Source organism: Pseudomonas putida, from assembly GCF_002906855.1.
In the GTDB taxonomy this organism is placed as follows: domain Bacteria; phylum Pseudomonadota; class Gammaproteobacteria; order Pseudomonadales; family Pseudomonadaceae; genus Aquipseudomonas; species Aquipseudomonas putida_N.
Genome location: NZ_MINI01000028.1, coordinates 960,099 through 974,376, shown reverse-complemented (window position 1 = coordinate 974,376; position 14,278 = coordinate 960,099). Strand labels below are relative to the sequence as shown.

Here is a 14,278-nt window from a genome sequence, read left to right as displayed (position 1 = left end):
GTCAAGGTCTGCCAGTAATCCGGTAACAAACGGTTACCAAGTACTGGCGCATTGCGATCAGCCGGCCCGCAAGGCCGGCCTAGACTGCCTGCATCCCTTGCCCGAGTGCCTGCCCATGACCGCCTCACCCTTGTTGACTGCGTTCCTCCCCCTGGCACTGGGCATCATCATGCTCGGTCTCGGCTTGTCCCTGACACTGGCCGACTTCGCCCGCGTGGTGAAATACCCGAAACCGGTGGTGGTTGGCCTGTGCTGCCAGCTCCTGCTGCTGCCACTGGTATGTTTCCTGATTGCCAATGGCTTTGGCCTGGAATCGGCGCTGGCGGTCGGCCTGATGCTGCTGGCCGCGTCCCCGGGCGGCACCACGGCCAACTTGTTCAGCCACCTGGCCCATGGTGATGTGGCGCTGAACATCACCTTGACGGCGGTCAATTCGTTGATTGCGATCCTGACCATGCCGCTGCTGGTAAACCTGTCGCTGGCCTGGTTCATGACATCGGATCAGGCAATTCCGCTGCAATTCGCCAAGGTCATGCAGGTGTTCGCCATCGTCCTGCTGCCGGTGGCCCTGGGCATGATGATCCGCCATTGGGCACCGCGATTTGCTGCACGCATGGAAAAACCGATGAAGCTGGTGGCAGCGCTGTTCCTGGCATTCACCATCGTGCTGGCGCTGGCCAAGGACTGGCAGACCGTTGTCGAATATGCCCCGGTGGTGGGCCTGGCAGCCTTAGTGTTCAACCTGATCAGTCTCACTCTCGGCTACTGGGTGCCGCGCCTGCTGAGCATTCCCAAGCGCCAGGCCATCGCCATCGGCATGGAGATCGGCATCCATAACGGTACCTTGGCCATCGCCCTGGCGCTGAGCCCCTCGCTGCTGAACAACGCCACCATGGCCGTGCCAGCCGCGCTGTACAGCCTGATCATGTTCTTCACCGCCGCAGGGTTTGGCTGGTGGGTCAGCCGCGGTCGCGTGGCACCCGCGCCTGCAGCTGGCGCTTGAGCACTTTCAGCGGCGGCGCATAGAAAAAGCCGAACGACACGCTGCCCGTACGCCCCTTCACGGCGTGGTGCAACTGATGGGCGCGGTGCAGGCGCTTGAGGTAGCGGTTGACCGGCCGCGGCTTGCGCGGCCAGTGCCGGTGAAAGAAGCCGTCGTGGGCCAGCACGTACAGCACGCCATACCCGGCCACGCCAGCGCCCACCCACTGCAAGGGCGCATGGCCGGCCTTGCCCAGGGCGATCAACGCCGTGGCGATCAGCCCCAGGGCCACCAGGTACAGGTCGTTGGTTTCCAGCATGCCCAGCTGCGGCTCGTGGTGCGAACGGTGCAGCCACCAGCCCCAGCCATGCATGATGTACTTGTGAGCCAGCGTGCCGACACCTTCCATGGCCACCAGGGTGCCGAGCAGCACGGCGAGATTGAACAGCATGTAACGGTCCGGGGTATGGCGGAGAATGGCGCAAGGGTACCGATTACCCAGGTTTATTTCTATGCAGGCGTGACCTGCTGTAGGGCATTTCCTGATGAATCCCTTGTCATGTTTCTGCCCTTGACCCGGCGTGGACGGCGGCGTAAGGTCCGCGACGCAATTTCGCATCCCTGAACAGGAGTCCTGCTTTGGACAGTAGCCCCAGTCGCTTGCGACAGGCCCACACGGCGAGCTAGTCCGGCAGCTTCCTGCCACTGTCTCGCCATTGGCCAGGCGGTGGAATTCTTCAGCCTTTGAAGGCTTTCCCCCTCTTCCCTTTCGTGGTCCTGCGCATTTTCTGGTTATTCAACCGTGCGGGCGTGTGCCCGTGGAAGAGGTTTGCTATGGATTGGAAAGTCTTTCTGCTGCGCGTCGGCATTGCCCTGCTGCTCGGCGCTCTGATCGGTGCCGAGCGCCAACTGCGCCAGCGCCTGACCGGGCTGCGCACCAACGCGCTGGTCAGCACCGGTGCCTGCCTGTTCGTGCTGATGACCCAGGCAGTGCCTGGCATGGCACCCAACGATGCCTCGCGGGTGGCCGCTTACGTGGTGTCGGGTATCGGGTTTCTCGGTGGCGGGGTCATCATGCGCGATGGCTTCAATGTGCGTGGCCTGAACACCGCCGCCACACTCTGGTGCACCGCGGCGGTCGGTGTGTTGTGCAGCCTCGGGCTGTTGCTAGAGGCAACGCTGGGCAGCCTGATGGTGCTGTGTGCCAACATCCTGCTGCGCGACATCGCCCAGCGTCTCGACCGCCAGGAGGTGCTGCCCGCCAGCGAGGTCGAACAACGGTTCGAGGTGCGCATCGTCTGCCGCGCCGAAGATGAGATCCAGGTGCGCAGCCTGATGCTGCACAGCCTGGGCGACCCACAGCTGCGCCTGCAATCGCTGCACAGTGAAGACCTGGCCAACCCGGCGCGCCTGGAAGTGCGCGCAGAACTGCTCGGCAACCCGCAGGCGCCGGCGCAACTGGAGCGGCTGGTGGGTCGGGTGAGCCTGGAGAAAGGCGTCAGCTCGGTGCGCTGGCAGTTGCAGGCCCAGGCGCTGGCAGCGGACTAACGCACTTCGCGCAGGTGCCGCTCCTTCTGCTCCTGGCGCTCCTTGGCTTCGATGCACAGCGTTGCCGTAGGGCGCAGCAGCAGGCGGTGCAGGCCGATCGGCTCGCCGGTTTCCTCGCACCAGCCATATTCACCCCGGGCCAGGCGCTCCAACGCCTGGTCGATCTTGTCCAGCAGTTTCTTTTCCCGCTCCAGCGAGCGCAGCCGCCACCGCCGTTCCTCTTCGGCACTGCCGATGTCAGCCGGGTCGCTGTGCACTTCCTGCTCGCGCAGTGCCTGGAACTCCTCGTCGATACGCGCTTGCAGGTCGAAGCGCTGGCCAAGCAGCAACTTGCGGAAAAATTGCTGTTGGACTTCGTTCATGTAGGCTGCAGGAGCCTGGCGCAGCAGTTCCTCTTCAGTCATCAAGGCAGTCTCACGTGGCTGGGAAACTGCAAATGTTACGTTATAACCCATTCATTGCAAGTCCCGCCCAGCTCACCGCAGACTGTTGCCCGTCCACGGAGGAACATCCAATGCACATACGCCCCGCCCTGCCCGCTGACATCGCCCAGTTGATTGCAGTCGAGCAATCCGCCGCACACGCATTCTTGCGGCTGCCTGAACTGGCCTGGCTGGCCAATGCCGAGGGGCTGGACGAAATGGCGCACAAGGCCTTCATTGACGATCATGGCAGCTGGTTGGCCGAGGATGACCATGGGCAGGTCCTGGGCTTTGTGTGCATGAGCCTGGAACGCCAAGCGCTGCATGTTCACGAGCTTTCGGTACGGTTGCAGCTGCAGGGGCAAGGTATCGGCAGGCAGTTGCTCGACCAGGCATGTGCCGTGGCGCGAGATCGGGGTGTCCTGACGCTGACTTTGACTACCTTTGCGCAAGTAGCCTGGAATGGCCCCTTCTATGCCCGATACGGGTTCGAAGTGCTCAATGATCAGCAGCTTGACGCAAGACTGCAGGGCATTCTGGCAACAGAGCGTGCGCATGGTTTGAGTGGGCGGTGTGCAATGCGCTTGGCTCTGGCTTGAGCAGTCATTCGGTACTTTCTGCCAACGCGGCTGCCACCGTATAACCATCACGCCCCTGCCGTTTGGCCTGGTACAACGCAGCGTCAGCCGCCGCCATGAGGCTTTCTGGCGTGCTGGCATCCAGTGTCGGATAGCCAACGGCGATCCCGGCACTGGCCGATACCACTCCCAACGGGCTACCGGCGTGGGTGATCGCGTGGCGGCGCAGCAACTGCATGATCTCTTCGACAACCAGTTCGGCGCCTGCTACATCGGTGTCAGGCAGCAACACGGTGAATTCTTCACCGCCATAGCGCACTGCCAGGTCCGCAGGCCGCTTCAACGCTTGCTGTAAGAGCTCGGCAAAGCGCCGCAGGCATTGATCGCCGGCTGGGTGGCCATAGCGGTCGTTATAGAGCTTGAAGTAATCCAGATCGAGCATGACCAGCGCCACCGGACGCCCCTGGCGCCGAGCCCGCTTGAGTTCGGCCTCGAACACTGCATCCAGCCGCCGGCGATTGCCGAGCCCGGTCAAGCTATCGGTCAGGGCCAGTGACTTGAGGGTCTGGTGCGCCTGGTGCAGCGCCCGCTCGATGGCGATACGCTCGCGCAGCTGGCGCAGCACCACCCAGCCGAACGCAGCCAGGCCGGCCAACAACAGCGACAGTACCGAGACCGACTTGATCACATCCTGCCGCCAGGGCGCGATGATCGATTCCCGCGACAGGCCCGCCTCCACCACCAGCGGATAACTCGACAATGCCCTGTACGCATACAGCCGCGGGGTCCCGTCAATCACCGCCACCGCCTCGGCCAGGCCTTCGTTGGCATAGGGCAGGTGGTTGCGAAACACCTCGCTGTTGGCCAGGCTGCGTCCCACTACTTGCTCCACGAACGGCCTGCGAACCAGGATGGTGCCATCGCGCTTGGCCAGCACCAGCGCGCCCCTTTCATCGATTTTGAAATCACCGTAATAGCGCACGAACCAGTCCACCTTGATGGTGCCGAGCAATACCCCGGCAAAGCTGCCATCGCGATTATTGAGCCGGCGCGAGATGGGGATGATCAGGTCGCCAGTGGTGCGACTGCGCACCACCGAGCCGATGTGCACGCTGCGGTCGGTATGGCTACGGTGATAGATGAAGTAGTCGCGGTCGGCATTGTTGGCATTGGGCGGTATCGCGTCGTGATAAGTCACGATCCAGCTGCCGTCCGGTGCGTAGATAAACAGGCCATGCAGTTGCGGCATGATCGCCATCTGCTGGGCCAGCAATGCATGCAGGCGTGGGCGGTCAAGATGATCGAAGCCATCACCCTCCAGACGCTCGGCAAGCGCTGCGGTGATCGCGTCCACTTGGCGTATGGCGTCTTCGGCATGCTGGCTGGTGGCCCTGGCCAGGTTGCTGACCATGTTCTCGGCAGTGCTGAAAGCGAGCCGGTAATCACGCCAGGTTCGCCAGCCTTCGACCAGCACGAATGCCAGCATCATCATGGCCATGAATGCCAGGACGAGGCGGAACAATACCAAGGCACGCCCTTCGCCACTGGCCGCGAACAGCCCGTCGTCATCCTGTTTTCTGGCTGCACTCATGGAAGTCCTTGCCCTCAAGCGTATGCCACCTCTGACTATAGTTCAGCACTCAGGTGCCTCACGGTGGTCGCCCGGTGCCAAGAAAAACTAAACCTTTGCCAACAAGCCCGGCTCAACCGTACGCGACACTGAGGTCGCGCCACCGGTATCAAGGAGTCAGGCATGAGCAATTTGTTTATCAAACGCGCTGGGTTGTCGCTGGTGCTGGGCATGGCGTCGCTGCAGGCACTGGCCGCGACATCCGATGATTTTGTCGAGGCCGCCACTGAGGCCGGGATCGCCGAAACGGTCACTGGCAACCTGGCCATGGAAAAAAGTCAGAACGCCGAGATCAAGACATTCGCCCAGCAGATGGTCACCGACCACACCAAGGCCAACCAGAAACTTGGCGACATTGCCCGCAAACTGGATATCAGCGTTCCCGACGAAGCCACGCTGACCGACAAGGTGAAGAAGATGATCCTCGAATGGCGTGACGAGTCGTTCGACAAGTCGTACGTAAACAACCAGGTCGACGCCCACGAAAAGGCCGTGGAACTGTTCAAGAAGGAAGCGGCGTCCTCCGACAAGCCTGAACTGAAGGCCTTTGCCAGCGAAACACTGCCGACCCTGGAGCACCACCTGGAACAGGCCAAGGCACTCCAGGCTACCCACGGCAAGTGACCGTCCCAGCACACGAGGCCACACATGAGTAATGATGCACTGCGTAGCGAAATCCTCACTCGCCTGCTGCACGCCCACCCGCACGGCCTGGGCAAGGAACTACTGGACAACTACCGCGGCGAGAAAGCCGTGGCCGGCATGCTCAAGACGCTCCAGGAGCATGGATTGATCCAGGACGGTAGCGTGGCGGTGGGTGATGATCACCAAATCAGCATGAGCTATCCGATCAAGCTGTCTTCATCAGGGGTCGAAGCGGCCAAGCAAGTTGAGAGCTGAATGACAGCCGCCCCATCGTCCAGTTGCTGGCGATGGGGCGTGTTGCATCAGGGCTTGGTGTTGGCTTTCTCGTCATCCCTGGGCGGTTTGGCCGGCCCTTGTGGGTCGACTTGCGGATCTTCAAGGTCGGGCGAATCCGGGTCGAAGCCCAGATCATGCTTTTTACTCGCCTGCTCTGAGGAATGCGGCCCCTGTCGATGCTGCTCTGGCTTGTTCATGTTGCGCTCTCCCGGTGATGTCTACGGAAGAACACAGGCAGCTGAGGAAGTTTGATTCAATTGACCGCTTTCAGCTGTGCGCGGCAGGCCTTGAGCGCCTCATCACGGTCAACCAGTTCATCGTGCAAGTGCTGCAATTGCCTGCCCTGCTCGGCACACTGCGCGCGTTTGTCTTCCAGGCTTTGCGATTGCACCTGCAATTGCCGGCGCATTTCATCGCTGGCACCTTGAGCCTGCGCGAGGATTGTACGCAAGCCCTGGATCTGCGAGTCGCGCTGCTCGAGCAGTTCATCCTTGACCTTGCACTCACTGTTGACCTGGCGATGCTCACCGAGCATCCGCTCGTTATCGCGGTGCAGGCGGGTGAGTTCGTCCTGCTTGACGATCATGCCTTGCTGCAATTGACGCAGCTCCACTTGCAACTGCTGGGTCTGCGCTTCGTGGCGACGCTGCTCCTGCTCACGCTGTTCGCGGCTGGCGCTGCGGTAATGCTCCAGCGCTTCGCGGGCGTGGCGATGCTTGTCTTCCAGTGAGCGGACCTGCTCGTCCTTGTCGGTCAGGCGCACCTGCAGTTCGCCCAGCGACTGATTGAGGCTGGCGCTGCGCAACTGCTCGGCCTGCAGCGAGTTCTGTGCAGTCACCAGGCGCTCCGACTCGGCAGCCAGTGCAGCAGCCTGGATCTGCTGTTGCTGGTGGGCGGCCGCCAGTGCCTGCTGCGCCAGCTGCAACCGCGCCTCAAGCTTTTCGCGTTCCTCGTTGAACGCGCATTCGGCCTGCTCGATACGGGCGTCGCCTTCCTCCTGCACCTGCGCAGCCAATTGCGATACCAGTTTGGTCAGCGCATCGCTGAGGGCAGCCTGCCCCTGCAGGGCCACAGGCTTCTGCCCCTCAAGCTCCTTCAAGTAGCGATGGATGGTGGTCTTCGAGCCTGTATTGCCCAACTCGATACGTACCGCATCGATGCTGGGGTACTCGCCCCGGGCGATCAGCACCTGCCGCGCCTGCTGCACTACCGCCTTGTTGATACCGCCCCGGGCCATGATTGCTCCTACGATTTCGTAACATGATACGTACCATGTAATTACGTAAGAATTTTGTTCCTTGCCTGGCAATATTTCAAGTTAAATCTAAGGCTTAATAATCACGGCTTATCGCATGTGAATTAGAAAAACAGCGCTCCCCGTAGCTGATCGATGCAGCCGGTACGCCGGCGGCGAAACGTCGCCGATAAGCAGATTCGATATCCCATTAAGCATTTCCCAGAGGCGCTCGCGGCCAGGCGCGCCTTACAGTCACCTGCCGCCGAAATCCGGCGCGGTGGTTCTCCATCCGGACTACTCACCACTACAAGAACAAAAGGTGATCCCCCATGCTCAAGCCCTCTGTCGACGCCAGCGTCGACGTCAAAGACTGGATCGACAGCCGCCCTGTCTCGCCCTATCAGTGGCTGATCCTGTCGCTGTGCTTTCTGATCGTGCTGTTCGATGGCTTCGACGTGGCCGTCATGGGCTTCATCGCCCCATCGTTGATGCAGGACTGGGGGCTGTCGCGTGCAGCGTTCGGCCCGGTGATGAGCGCTGGCATGGTCGGGCTGGCCCTCGGCGCTCTCACGGCCGGCCCCTACGCCGACCGCCTGGGGCGCAAGAAGGTGCTGCTGATTGCCGTCACCGGTTTCAGCCTGCTCAGCCTGGCCTGCGCCTTCGCCCGCACCCCTTATGAGCTGGCGGTGCTGCGTCTGCTGACCGGCATCGCACTGGGCGCGGCCATGCCCAACAGCACCACCCTGCTGTCCGAATACCTGCCTGAGCGCAGCCGCTCGCTGCTGATCACCGTCATGTTTACCGGCTTCAACATGGGCTCGGGATTGGGCGGGTTTCTCGCAGCCTGGCTGATTCCCCAGCACGGTTGGCAGTCGGTGCTGCTGGCCGGCGGCGTGCTGCCGCTTGCGCTGCTGCCCCTGTTGCTGTGGCTGCTGCCGGAGTCCGCCCGCTTCCTGGCGGCCCGCCAGGCGCCGGCACAACAGATTGCCGCAGCCCTGGCCAAACTCGGCGGGCGATTCGCCGAAGGCACCCGCTTTACCGTCAGCGAACCGTCCGTGCAGCACAAGGCCCCGGCTCGCCAGCTGTTCAGCGAGCGCTACCGCTTCGGCACTTTGGCCTTGTGGGCGACCTATTTCATGGGCCTGCTGGTGATCTCATGGACCACGGCCCCGACAAACTCCCTCCTCCAGGCGAACCCAACTGGTGGCACAGACCGTTACACGCCATATGCCTCACACCAGCAGAAGCCTGGAACCATTACGCCCCCTGGCGCACCGGCGAGCCCGGAGAAATGCAAGGCAAAAAGAACTGGCAACTACCGTTCTGGGCAGTGCTCTTTCCCTACAACCTGTCAGTAGCCATCTGCTGGTACGTCATCTGCCGCGTATTCAACGTTCGCGCAGCGCCGCCACCGCCAGAGGCGTTCGAGGAAGCCCCCATTCAACCCAGAAAGCGAAAACGCAAATGAGCACCGGCTGAGAAAAGCTTGGGCTGCCTGCAGCAGCCCCATCACTTGAAACATTGACCCAGATCGCTAGACTTCACCTTTACCCTGACAAAGCAGGGTAAATCTCACGGAAGAGAGCCCACAACCATGCAAGGCGATTCCATGGCAATCGATTCCGTTCTGATCCGCATCCTCCGTGCTTTCACGTCATTCAACCAGCGCCTGTTCCTGCGTCGCCTGAACAAGGAAGAGGTCAACCTCATCGACCACTACCGCACCCTGCCCGAACGCGATCGAATCGCCGTGCGGTACATGTGCACGGCAATTCACAAAACCTCAATGAAACAGCCCGACTGAAGCCAACCGGCACTCAGTCAACGCCATCCAGCCCCATCTGCCAGAAATCAGCCTCCAGCCGCGAAGCCTGGCCAAAGATCTGTGCCAGCTCCACAAACCGCTGCTCGGTCATGCTCCGTGCCGCCAGTTCATCCAGGTGCTTGCGCGCCGCCGCGGCCACGCCCTGGTAGCCCTCGCCGGCATACTCGCCTATCCATTCCCGGTACGGGTGGTCGCTCAGATCACCAATGCGCTCCGCCAGCGTGCGGCCGATCTCGGCATAGCCGATCACGCACGGTGCCAACGCCACATGCAGTTCGAGCAGGTCACCGGCCGCGCCGCAGTCGAGCACGTAACGGGTGTACGCCACGGTCGCCTGGTGCTCGGGGGCTGCCTGGATATCGGCTTGCGACAACCCCCAACGTGCACACAGGCGCAGGTGCAGTTCGGTTTCGTCGAGAATCGCCGCCAGGCCGGCCTGGGCGGCGCGGATATCCGCCGGCAGTCGGCTCTTGTAGGCGGCCAGGGCCCAGGCGCGGGCGAACTGGATGAGAAACAGGTAGTCCTGGATGAGGTAGGTGCGAAAGGCTTGTTCCGACAAGGTGCCCTCGCCCATCTGCCGCACGAAGTCGTGATCGACGTAGCTGTTCCACTGGCCGGCAGTAGCAGCCTTCAAGCGCTCGAAAATATCCATGCTCAAGCCTCCTCGGTGTAAATGGCGTCGAAGAAGGCAAGCTCCAGTTCAACGGTCCTTGCGTAGAAATCACTGGCCAATGCGGCCTCCTGGGGGCCGACACGGTCCAGTTCGGACTTCAGGAACGCCACGAAATCACAGAATGCCGGGTTGTCGTGCAACGTAATCCATTCGGCATGGACGAAGTTGGCCGGCAACGGCTTGGGTGCCTTGAGAGCCCAGTCCAGGTAAAGGCCTTCGGCAACGTTCAGCACGGCCAGCGCGGCAGCATAGGAACGGGTGGCCGCGGCCTCGCGCATGATGGCCTTGAAACCGGCGGTAGGTGCAGTGTCTGCAGGCTCGGTGCGCTGCGCCGGGCTGACGTCCAAGGCTTCGAACGCACGCAGGAAATAGGTGTTCTCGTCGCTGGAGATCATCCCCGCGAAGCGGCCGAAACGCAGGCGGGCTTCATAGGTGTCGGCGGTGGCGATGGCGGCGCCGAGCAGGGTCAGGAAGCTGTCGAGAAAGCGGTGGTCCTGAACCAGGTAGCGGACCATGATCGGGTCGGCGACGCTGCCTGCACAGAGTTCGGTGACGAAACGGTGGCCGACGGCGGCCGACCAAGTCGGCTGGTTCTGGCGTTGCAGGGTTTCGCTGAAGCGTTCGGTCATGGTGTGGCCTCGCAGTGAGGCCGGCAAAAGGCAGGTTCGGCTGTCCCATCCCTTCGCCGGCATTATCCGGATCAGGTTCGAAGGGTCACCGCGCTGCAGCTGTCAGCGGTTTCTCAGCCCGTTGCCGGGCTCCCCTTGGTGGGCAACATGTATACAGCCCCCATCACCAATTGTCACCCACTCCATCACCAGAGTTGGGCCCCAACCCTGCCCAGTTTCGGGGGCCTAGACCCGGTCCTTGACACCCCGTTATTTAGCGCGCCTCAGGCGCCGCAAGGAGTTGTTTGACAAAGTATTACCGAAACATCTGTTGGCACAGCCGTTGCTCAGGCCATCAAAACCCGGCAATACGCCATTGATGGCCCATAGCCATTTAGCCGCGAGCGAGGCACCAGGCAATGAAAACACCTGCCGTGATCCACCCCAACAGCCACGCCTTCAAACTGTCTGCCGTGACCGCGCTGATGCTCAGCTTCGGGCTGATCTCAGCCATGGCCTCTTCGCTGGATGATGTCAGCCAGCCGCCGCCGACAGACCCCTCGCATTACGATGACCAGCCGGCAGACCCCGCCCCGTCGCTGCTCAACCTGTTCAACCTGCCTGAAGCCAACGAAGGTTCGCTGGAGCTGCAAAACGGGTTGTACGGTACTCGGCAGACCAACCGCGTCGACAACGTGCTGCCGCCCGCCCTGCAGACATCACGCAATTACCCTACCAACGGCAAGCCGAGCCCGTTGTTTGGAGCGCAGCCGTTCACCCAGCAATTGCTGCTGTTCGAGGAATTCGGCCCGGAAAAACTCGACCCCAATCTGCCGCCCCCTTCGCTGACCTTCCCGGTCCCCACTCTGGGCCCGGAACCTGCTCAAGACCCCAACGTGGTCGCCCGCAGCAGCCCCAATGGCAATGCCCTGGAGGCCTTCCTCAAGCAGCCGGGGCTGTACCCGTACCCGTCCCAGTACGCCAACACCCTCGACCGCAACCCGTGGAAGGCGCAGATCGAGCTGTTCCTGAACCGCAACTCGGTCGGCTCGCCAGCGGAAGGCCGGCCACCAGGAAAAGGCTGGTCGCACCAGCGCTGGAACGAGTTCTACCCCCAGGCAGTGTTCAAGACTGCGCAGGCAGGTGCGCGCATCAACCAGGGGCTGCGTGACCGCAAGCAACTGCACAACTATGCCGTCGGTGAGTTCGCGCCAGGCGGGCTGTACTACCAGACCTCGGACATCCCGAACACCCTCGGCACCACCAAGGGCATCGACACCCGCTTCCACCCGAACTTCCCGCTGCAGAACCACAAGTCACTGTGGACCTTCGACGGCACCTTTCCGCCGAAACTGCTGATGGTTCGCTATGGCCAACCGGTGCTGATGCGCCACTACAACGCGCTGCCGATCGACCCGGCAGCCAACGCCGGCTTCGGCTTGCACACCATTTCCACCCATGAGCATAACGGTCACTCACCGGCCGAGAGCGATGGCTTCGCCAACGCCTACTTCTTCCCTGGCCAGTACTATGACTACCGCTGGCCGATCCAGCTGGCTGGCTACGACACCATCAACACCCGTGCCGAAGACCCGCGCGCCGCATTCCCCTGCTCGCCGGGTGAAACGCTCTACGTCAACGACGCCAACCCGGGGCTGAAGACCTGCGAGAACGGCAGCATCAAGATTCGTGGCGACTGGCACGAAACCATGAGTACCCATTGGTTCCACGACCACATGATGGATTTCACGGCGCAGAACGTCTACAAGGGCAACGCCGTGATGATGAACTACTACAGCGCCATCGACCGCGGCAACGAAGCGCTGCAGGACGGTGTCAACCTGCGCTTCCCCAGCGGCTCGGCGATGCCTTGGGGTAACCGCGACTACGACGTCAACCTGGTGATCGCCGACAAAGCCTGGGATCAGAACGGTCAGCTGTGGTTCAACCCCTTCAACACCGACGGCTTCCTCGGCGACCAGGTGCTGGTCAACTGGCAGTACCAGCCCAAGCTCAAGGTCCGCGCCCGCGCCTATCGCTTCCGTATCCTCAACGGCTCGGTGTCGCGCTACTTCAAGTTTGCCGTGGTGCGTGAAATCGCCGGCAACGGTGGCGAGTTCAAGGGGCCGTCCGGTTCCAACGTGTCGTATGCCCGCGTGCCGTTCCACATGATTGGCAACGACGGTAACATCATGGAACACGCCGTGCCGTTCGACGGCACCATGGACCTCAACGGCGACGGCAAGACCGACGACAACAACGCCATCCTGCCGCTGCAAGGCATCGCCGAGCGCTACGACATCATCATCAACTTCGCCAAGAACGGGATCAAGGTCGGCGACAAGCTGTATATCGTCAACATCATGGAGCACGAAACCGGCAAGGGCCCGAAACAGCCTATCTCGCTGGCCGATGTGCTGTCCGAGAAGTACAAGGCGGTGATCCAGCAGACCAGCAGCGGGCCTGAGTGGGACAAGGGCGACCCGGTAGTCGGCAAGGTCATGCAACTGATCGTGCAGCCCTACAGCGGCCAGGACCTCAGCATGGACCCGAGCGCCTATGAACCGGCCAAGCCGGGCAAGGCCGAAGGCCTGAAGATGATCCCGCTGACCATCGACCGCACCGCCGTGGCCGACCAGGCCAAAATCAAGGCTGCCCGCCACCGCGAGTTCATCTTCGGCCGCTCCGACGGCACCGATACCAGCCCCTGGACCATCAAGACCGACGGCGGATTTGGCTACAGCATGGACCCACGGCGCATCTCCGCCGCGCCACAGCTGGCCAGCGAAGCGACCCAGGGCGGTTTCAGCGGCGACGGCACCCTGGAAGTGTGGAAGATCAAGAACGGTGGCAACGGCTGGAGCCACCCAGTGCATGTGCACTTCGAGGAAGGCGTGATCCTCAGCCGTGACGGCAAGGCACCGCCAGAGTGGGAAAAATGGGCACGCAAGGACGTCTACCGCATCGGCCCGGACGCCGACTCCTCGGGTGAAGTGGAAATGGCCATTCGCTTCCGCGAATTCGCCGGCACCTACATGGAGCACTGCCACAACACCCAGCATGAAGACTCGTCGATGCTGCTGCGCTGGGACATCGAGCACCCTGGGCAGTTCCAGGTCATGCCGACGCCGCTGCCAGGCTGGGATGGCGTGCAGTATATGGCCTCGGTAGGCCTGCCGACCTTCCGTACCGCCAGCAGCAACAACGGAGAAAATCCGGCCAACAAGCCACCCGTGGCCGTCAATGACAGCGCTGCGACCAAGGCAGGCAAGCCGATCGTGATCAACGTGCTGGCCAACGACACCGACCCGGAAGGCAACCTGCCATTGACCGTCAAGGACCTCAGCCAGCCTGATTCCGGCAAGGGCTCGGTCAGCACCGACGGCACCACCGTAACCTACACCCCGCCGGCTACGGTCGACACCCCGTTTACCGCCAGCTTCAACTACACGGCGCGTGACGCCAAGGGCGCCGAGTCGCTGACACCGGCCACGGTCAGCGTGGCAGTGAGCCCGGCGGTGAATGCCGACGAGGTCCAGGTCAGCAGCGCCGTGGTGCAGGTGCGCAGCAACAACCGCTACACCTGGGACATCTCCGGCACCACCTCGGTTGCCACCGGCAACAGCATCAGCGTGGCCGCAGCCACCACCAGTGGCCCGCTGAACCTGGGCACGGCAACGCTGACGGCGGCATCCAGCGGGGCGCGCTGGCGGTTGTCGGTGACCACCACCGGTGGCAGCCTGGCGACACCGGCGACGATCACCGTGAAGTCGGCCCTGGGGCAGAGCGTCACGGTGCCAGTCAGCGTCAAGTAATACGCGTTGCACGGGGGCCGCTCTGCGGCCCTTTCGCGG

General features: G+C 62.3%; 14 protein-coding genes, 1 pseudogene and 1 riboswitch. Of the genes and pseudogenes, 8 read left to right on the top strand and 7 right to left on the bottom strand.

Translation table 11 applies throughout. The features are described from left to right. Nucleotides 1-115 precede the first annotated feature (115 nt). Entirely contained in the window at nt 116-1,003 is an 888-nt protein-coding gene (locus tag BGP85_RS04810; RefSeq protein ID WP_103447427.1) for a bile acid:sodium symporter family protein, read from the top strand. Here the strand turns inward: BGP85_RS04810 and BGP85_RS04805 are convergent. Next, the gene (locus tag BGP85_RS04805; protein ID WP_103447428.1) at nt 960-1,433 is read right to left on the bottom strand and encodes a sterol desaturase family protein; all 474 of its coding nucleotides are present in this window, start codon (nt 1,431-1,433) and stop codon (nt 960-962) included. The two genes, BGP85_RS04810 and BGP85_RS04805, sit on opposite strands and share 44 nt — an antisense overlap. Nucleotides 1,434-1,816: 383 nt before the next feature. On the opposite strand from BGP85_RS04805, the gene BGP85_RS04800 reads away from it, so the two are divergent. Further along, a complete protein-coding gene (locus BGP85_RS04800) occupies nt 1,817-2,530 on the top strand; it encodes an MgtC/SapB family protein (protein ID WP_103447429.1) in 714 nt (237 codons plus the stop codon). Here the strand turns inward: BGP85_RS04800 and dksA are convergent. After that, complete coding sequence (gene dksA, locus BGP85_RS04795; protein WP_103447430.1) at nt 2,527-2,934, bottom strand: RNA polymerase-binding protein DksA; 408 nt, start codon at nt 2,932-2,934, stop codon at nt 2,527-2,529. The two genes, BGP85_RS04800 and dksA, sit on opposite strands and share 4 nt — an antisense overlap. Before the next feature lie 110 nt (nt 2,935-3,044). On the opposite strand from dksA, the gene BGP85_RS04790 reads away from it, so the two are divergent. Next, nucleotides 3,045-3,551, top strand: a complete 507-nt coding sequence (locus BGP85_RS04790) for a GNAT family N-acetyltransferase (protein ID WP_103447431.1) — start codon at nt 3,045-3,047, stop codon at nt 3,549-3,551. A 4-nt stretch (nt 3,552-3,555) separates the two neighbouring features. On the opposite strand, the gene BGP85_RS04785 is transcribed toward BGP85_RS04790, so the two are convergent. Continuing rightward, nucleotides 3,556-5,121: a sensor domain-containing diguanylate cyclase gene (locus tag BGP85_RS04785; protein ID WP_103447432.1), complete on the bottom strand. Its 1,566-nt coding sequence runs from the start codon at nt 5,119-5,121 to the stop codon at nt 3,556-3,558. A gap of 162 nt (nt 5,122-5,283) precedes the next feature. Between BGP85_RS04785 and BGP85_RS04780 the strand changes: the two genes are divergently transcribed. Both BGP85_RS04780 and BGP85_RS04775 read left to right on the top strand, forming a co-directional pair. Then, nucleotides 5,284-5,784 carry a DUF4142 domain-containing protein gene (locus BGP85_RS04780; protein WP_103447433.1) on the top strand — a complete coding sequence of 167 codons (501 nt, stop codon included), beginning with the start codon at nt 5,284-5,286 and terminating at the stop codon, nt 5,782-5,784. 24 nt (nt 5,785-5,808) lie between these two features. Further along, entirely contained in the window at nt 5,809-6,060 is a 252-nt protein-coding gene (locus BGP85_RS04775) for a hypothetical protein (RefSeq protein ID WP_103447434.1), read from the top strand. Between the two features lie 47 nt (nt 6,061-6,107). Here BGP85_RS04775 and BGP85_RS28835 read toward each other — a convergent pair whose 3' ends face one another. Together BGP85_RS28835 and BGP85_RS04770 are read right to left on the bottom strand one after the other, a co-directional pair. Next, entirely contained in the window at nt 6,108-6,278 is a 171-nt protein-coding gene (locus BGP85_RS28835; RefSeq protein WP_181004496.1) for a DUF6021 family protein, read from the bottom strand. Nucleotides 6,279-6,334: 56 nt separating this feature from the next. Next, on the bottom strand, nt 6,335-7,318 hold the full coding sequence (locus tag BGP85_RS04770) for a DNA-binding protein (RefSeq protein ID WP_103447435.1): 984 nt from the start codon (nt 7,316-7,318) through the stop codon (nt 6,335-6,337). 329 nt (nt 7,319-7,647) lie between these two features. Between BGP85_RS04770 and BGP85_RS04765 the strand changes: the two are divergent. Both BGP85_RS04765 and BGP85_RS04755 read left to right on the top strand, forming a co-directional pair. Beyond that, nucleotides 7,648-8,508, top strand: a pseudogene (locus BGP85_RS04765) (MFS transporter); the annotation flags it as partial. A 419-nt stretch (nt 8,509-8,927) separates the two neighbouring features. Then, nucleotides 8,928-9,122: a hypothetical protein gene (locus BGP85_RS04755; RefSeq protein ID WP_116583648.1), complete on the top strand. Its 195-nt coding sequence runs from the start codon at nt 8,928-8,930 to the stop codon at nt 9,120-9,122. 13 nt (nt 9,123-9,135) lie between these two features. Here the strand turns inward: BGP85_RS04755 and tenA are convergent, their stop codons facing one another. Beyond that, nucleotides 9,136-9,795 carry a thiaminase II gene (gene tenA / locus BGP85_RS04750; RefSeq protein WP_103447438.1) on the bottom strand — a complete coding sequence of 220 codons (660 nt, stop codon included), beginning with the start codon at nt 9,793-9,795 and terminating at the stop codon, nt 9,136-9,138. Nucleotides 9,796-9,797: 2 nt separating this feature from the next. Then, complete coding sequence (locus BGP85_RS04745) at nt 9,798-10,445, bottom strand: TenA family protein (protein WP_103447439.1); 648 nt, start codon at nt 10,443-10,445, stop codon at nt 9,798-9,800. A gap of 31 nt (nt 10,446-10,476) precedes the next feature. Further along, nucleotides 10,477-10,591, bottom strand: a riboswitch (TPP riboswitch). A gap of 252 nt (nt 10,592-10,843) precedes the next feature. On the opposite strand from BGP85_RS04745, the gene BGP85_RS04740 reads away from it, so the two are divergent. Further along, nucleotides 10,844-14,239, top strand: a complete 3,396-nt coding sequence (locus BGP85_RS04740; RefSeq protein WP_103447440.1) for an Ig-like domain-containing protein — start codon at nt 10,844-10,846, stop codon at nt 14,237-14,239. Nucleotides 14,240-14,278 lie beyond the last annotated feature (39 nt).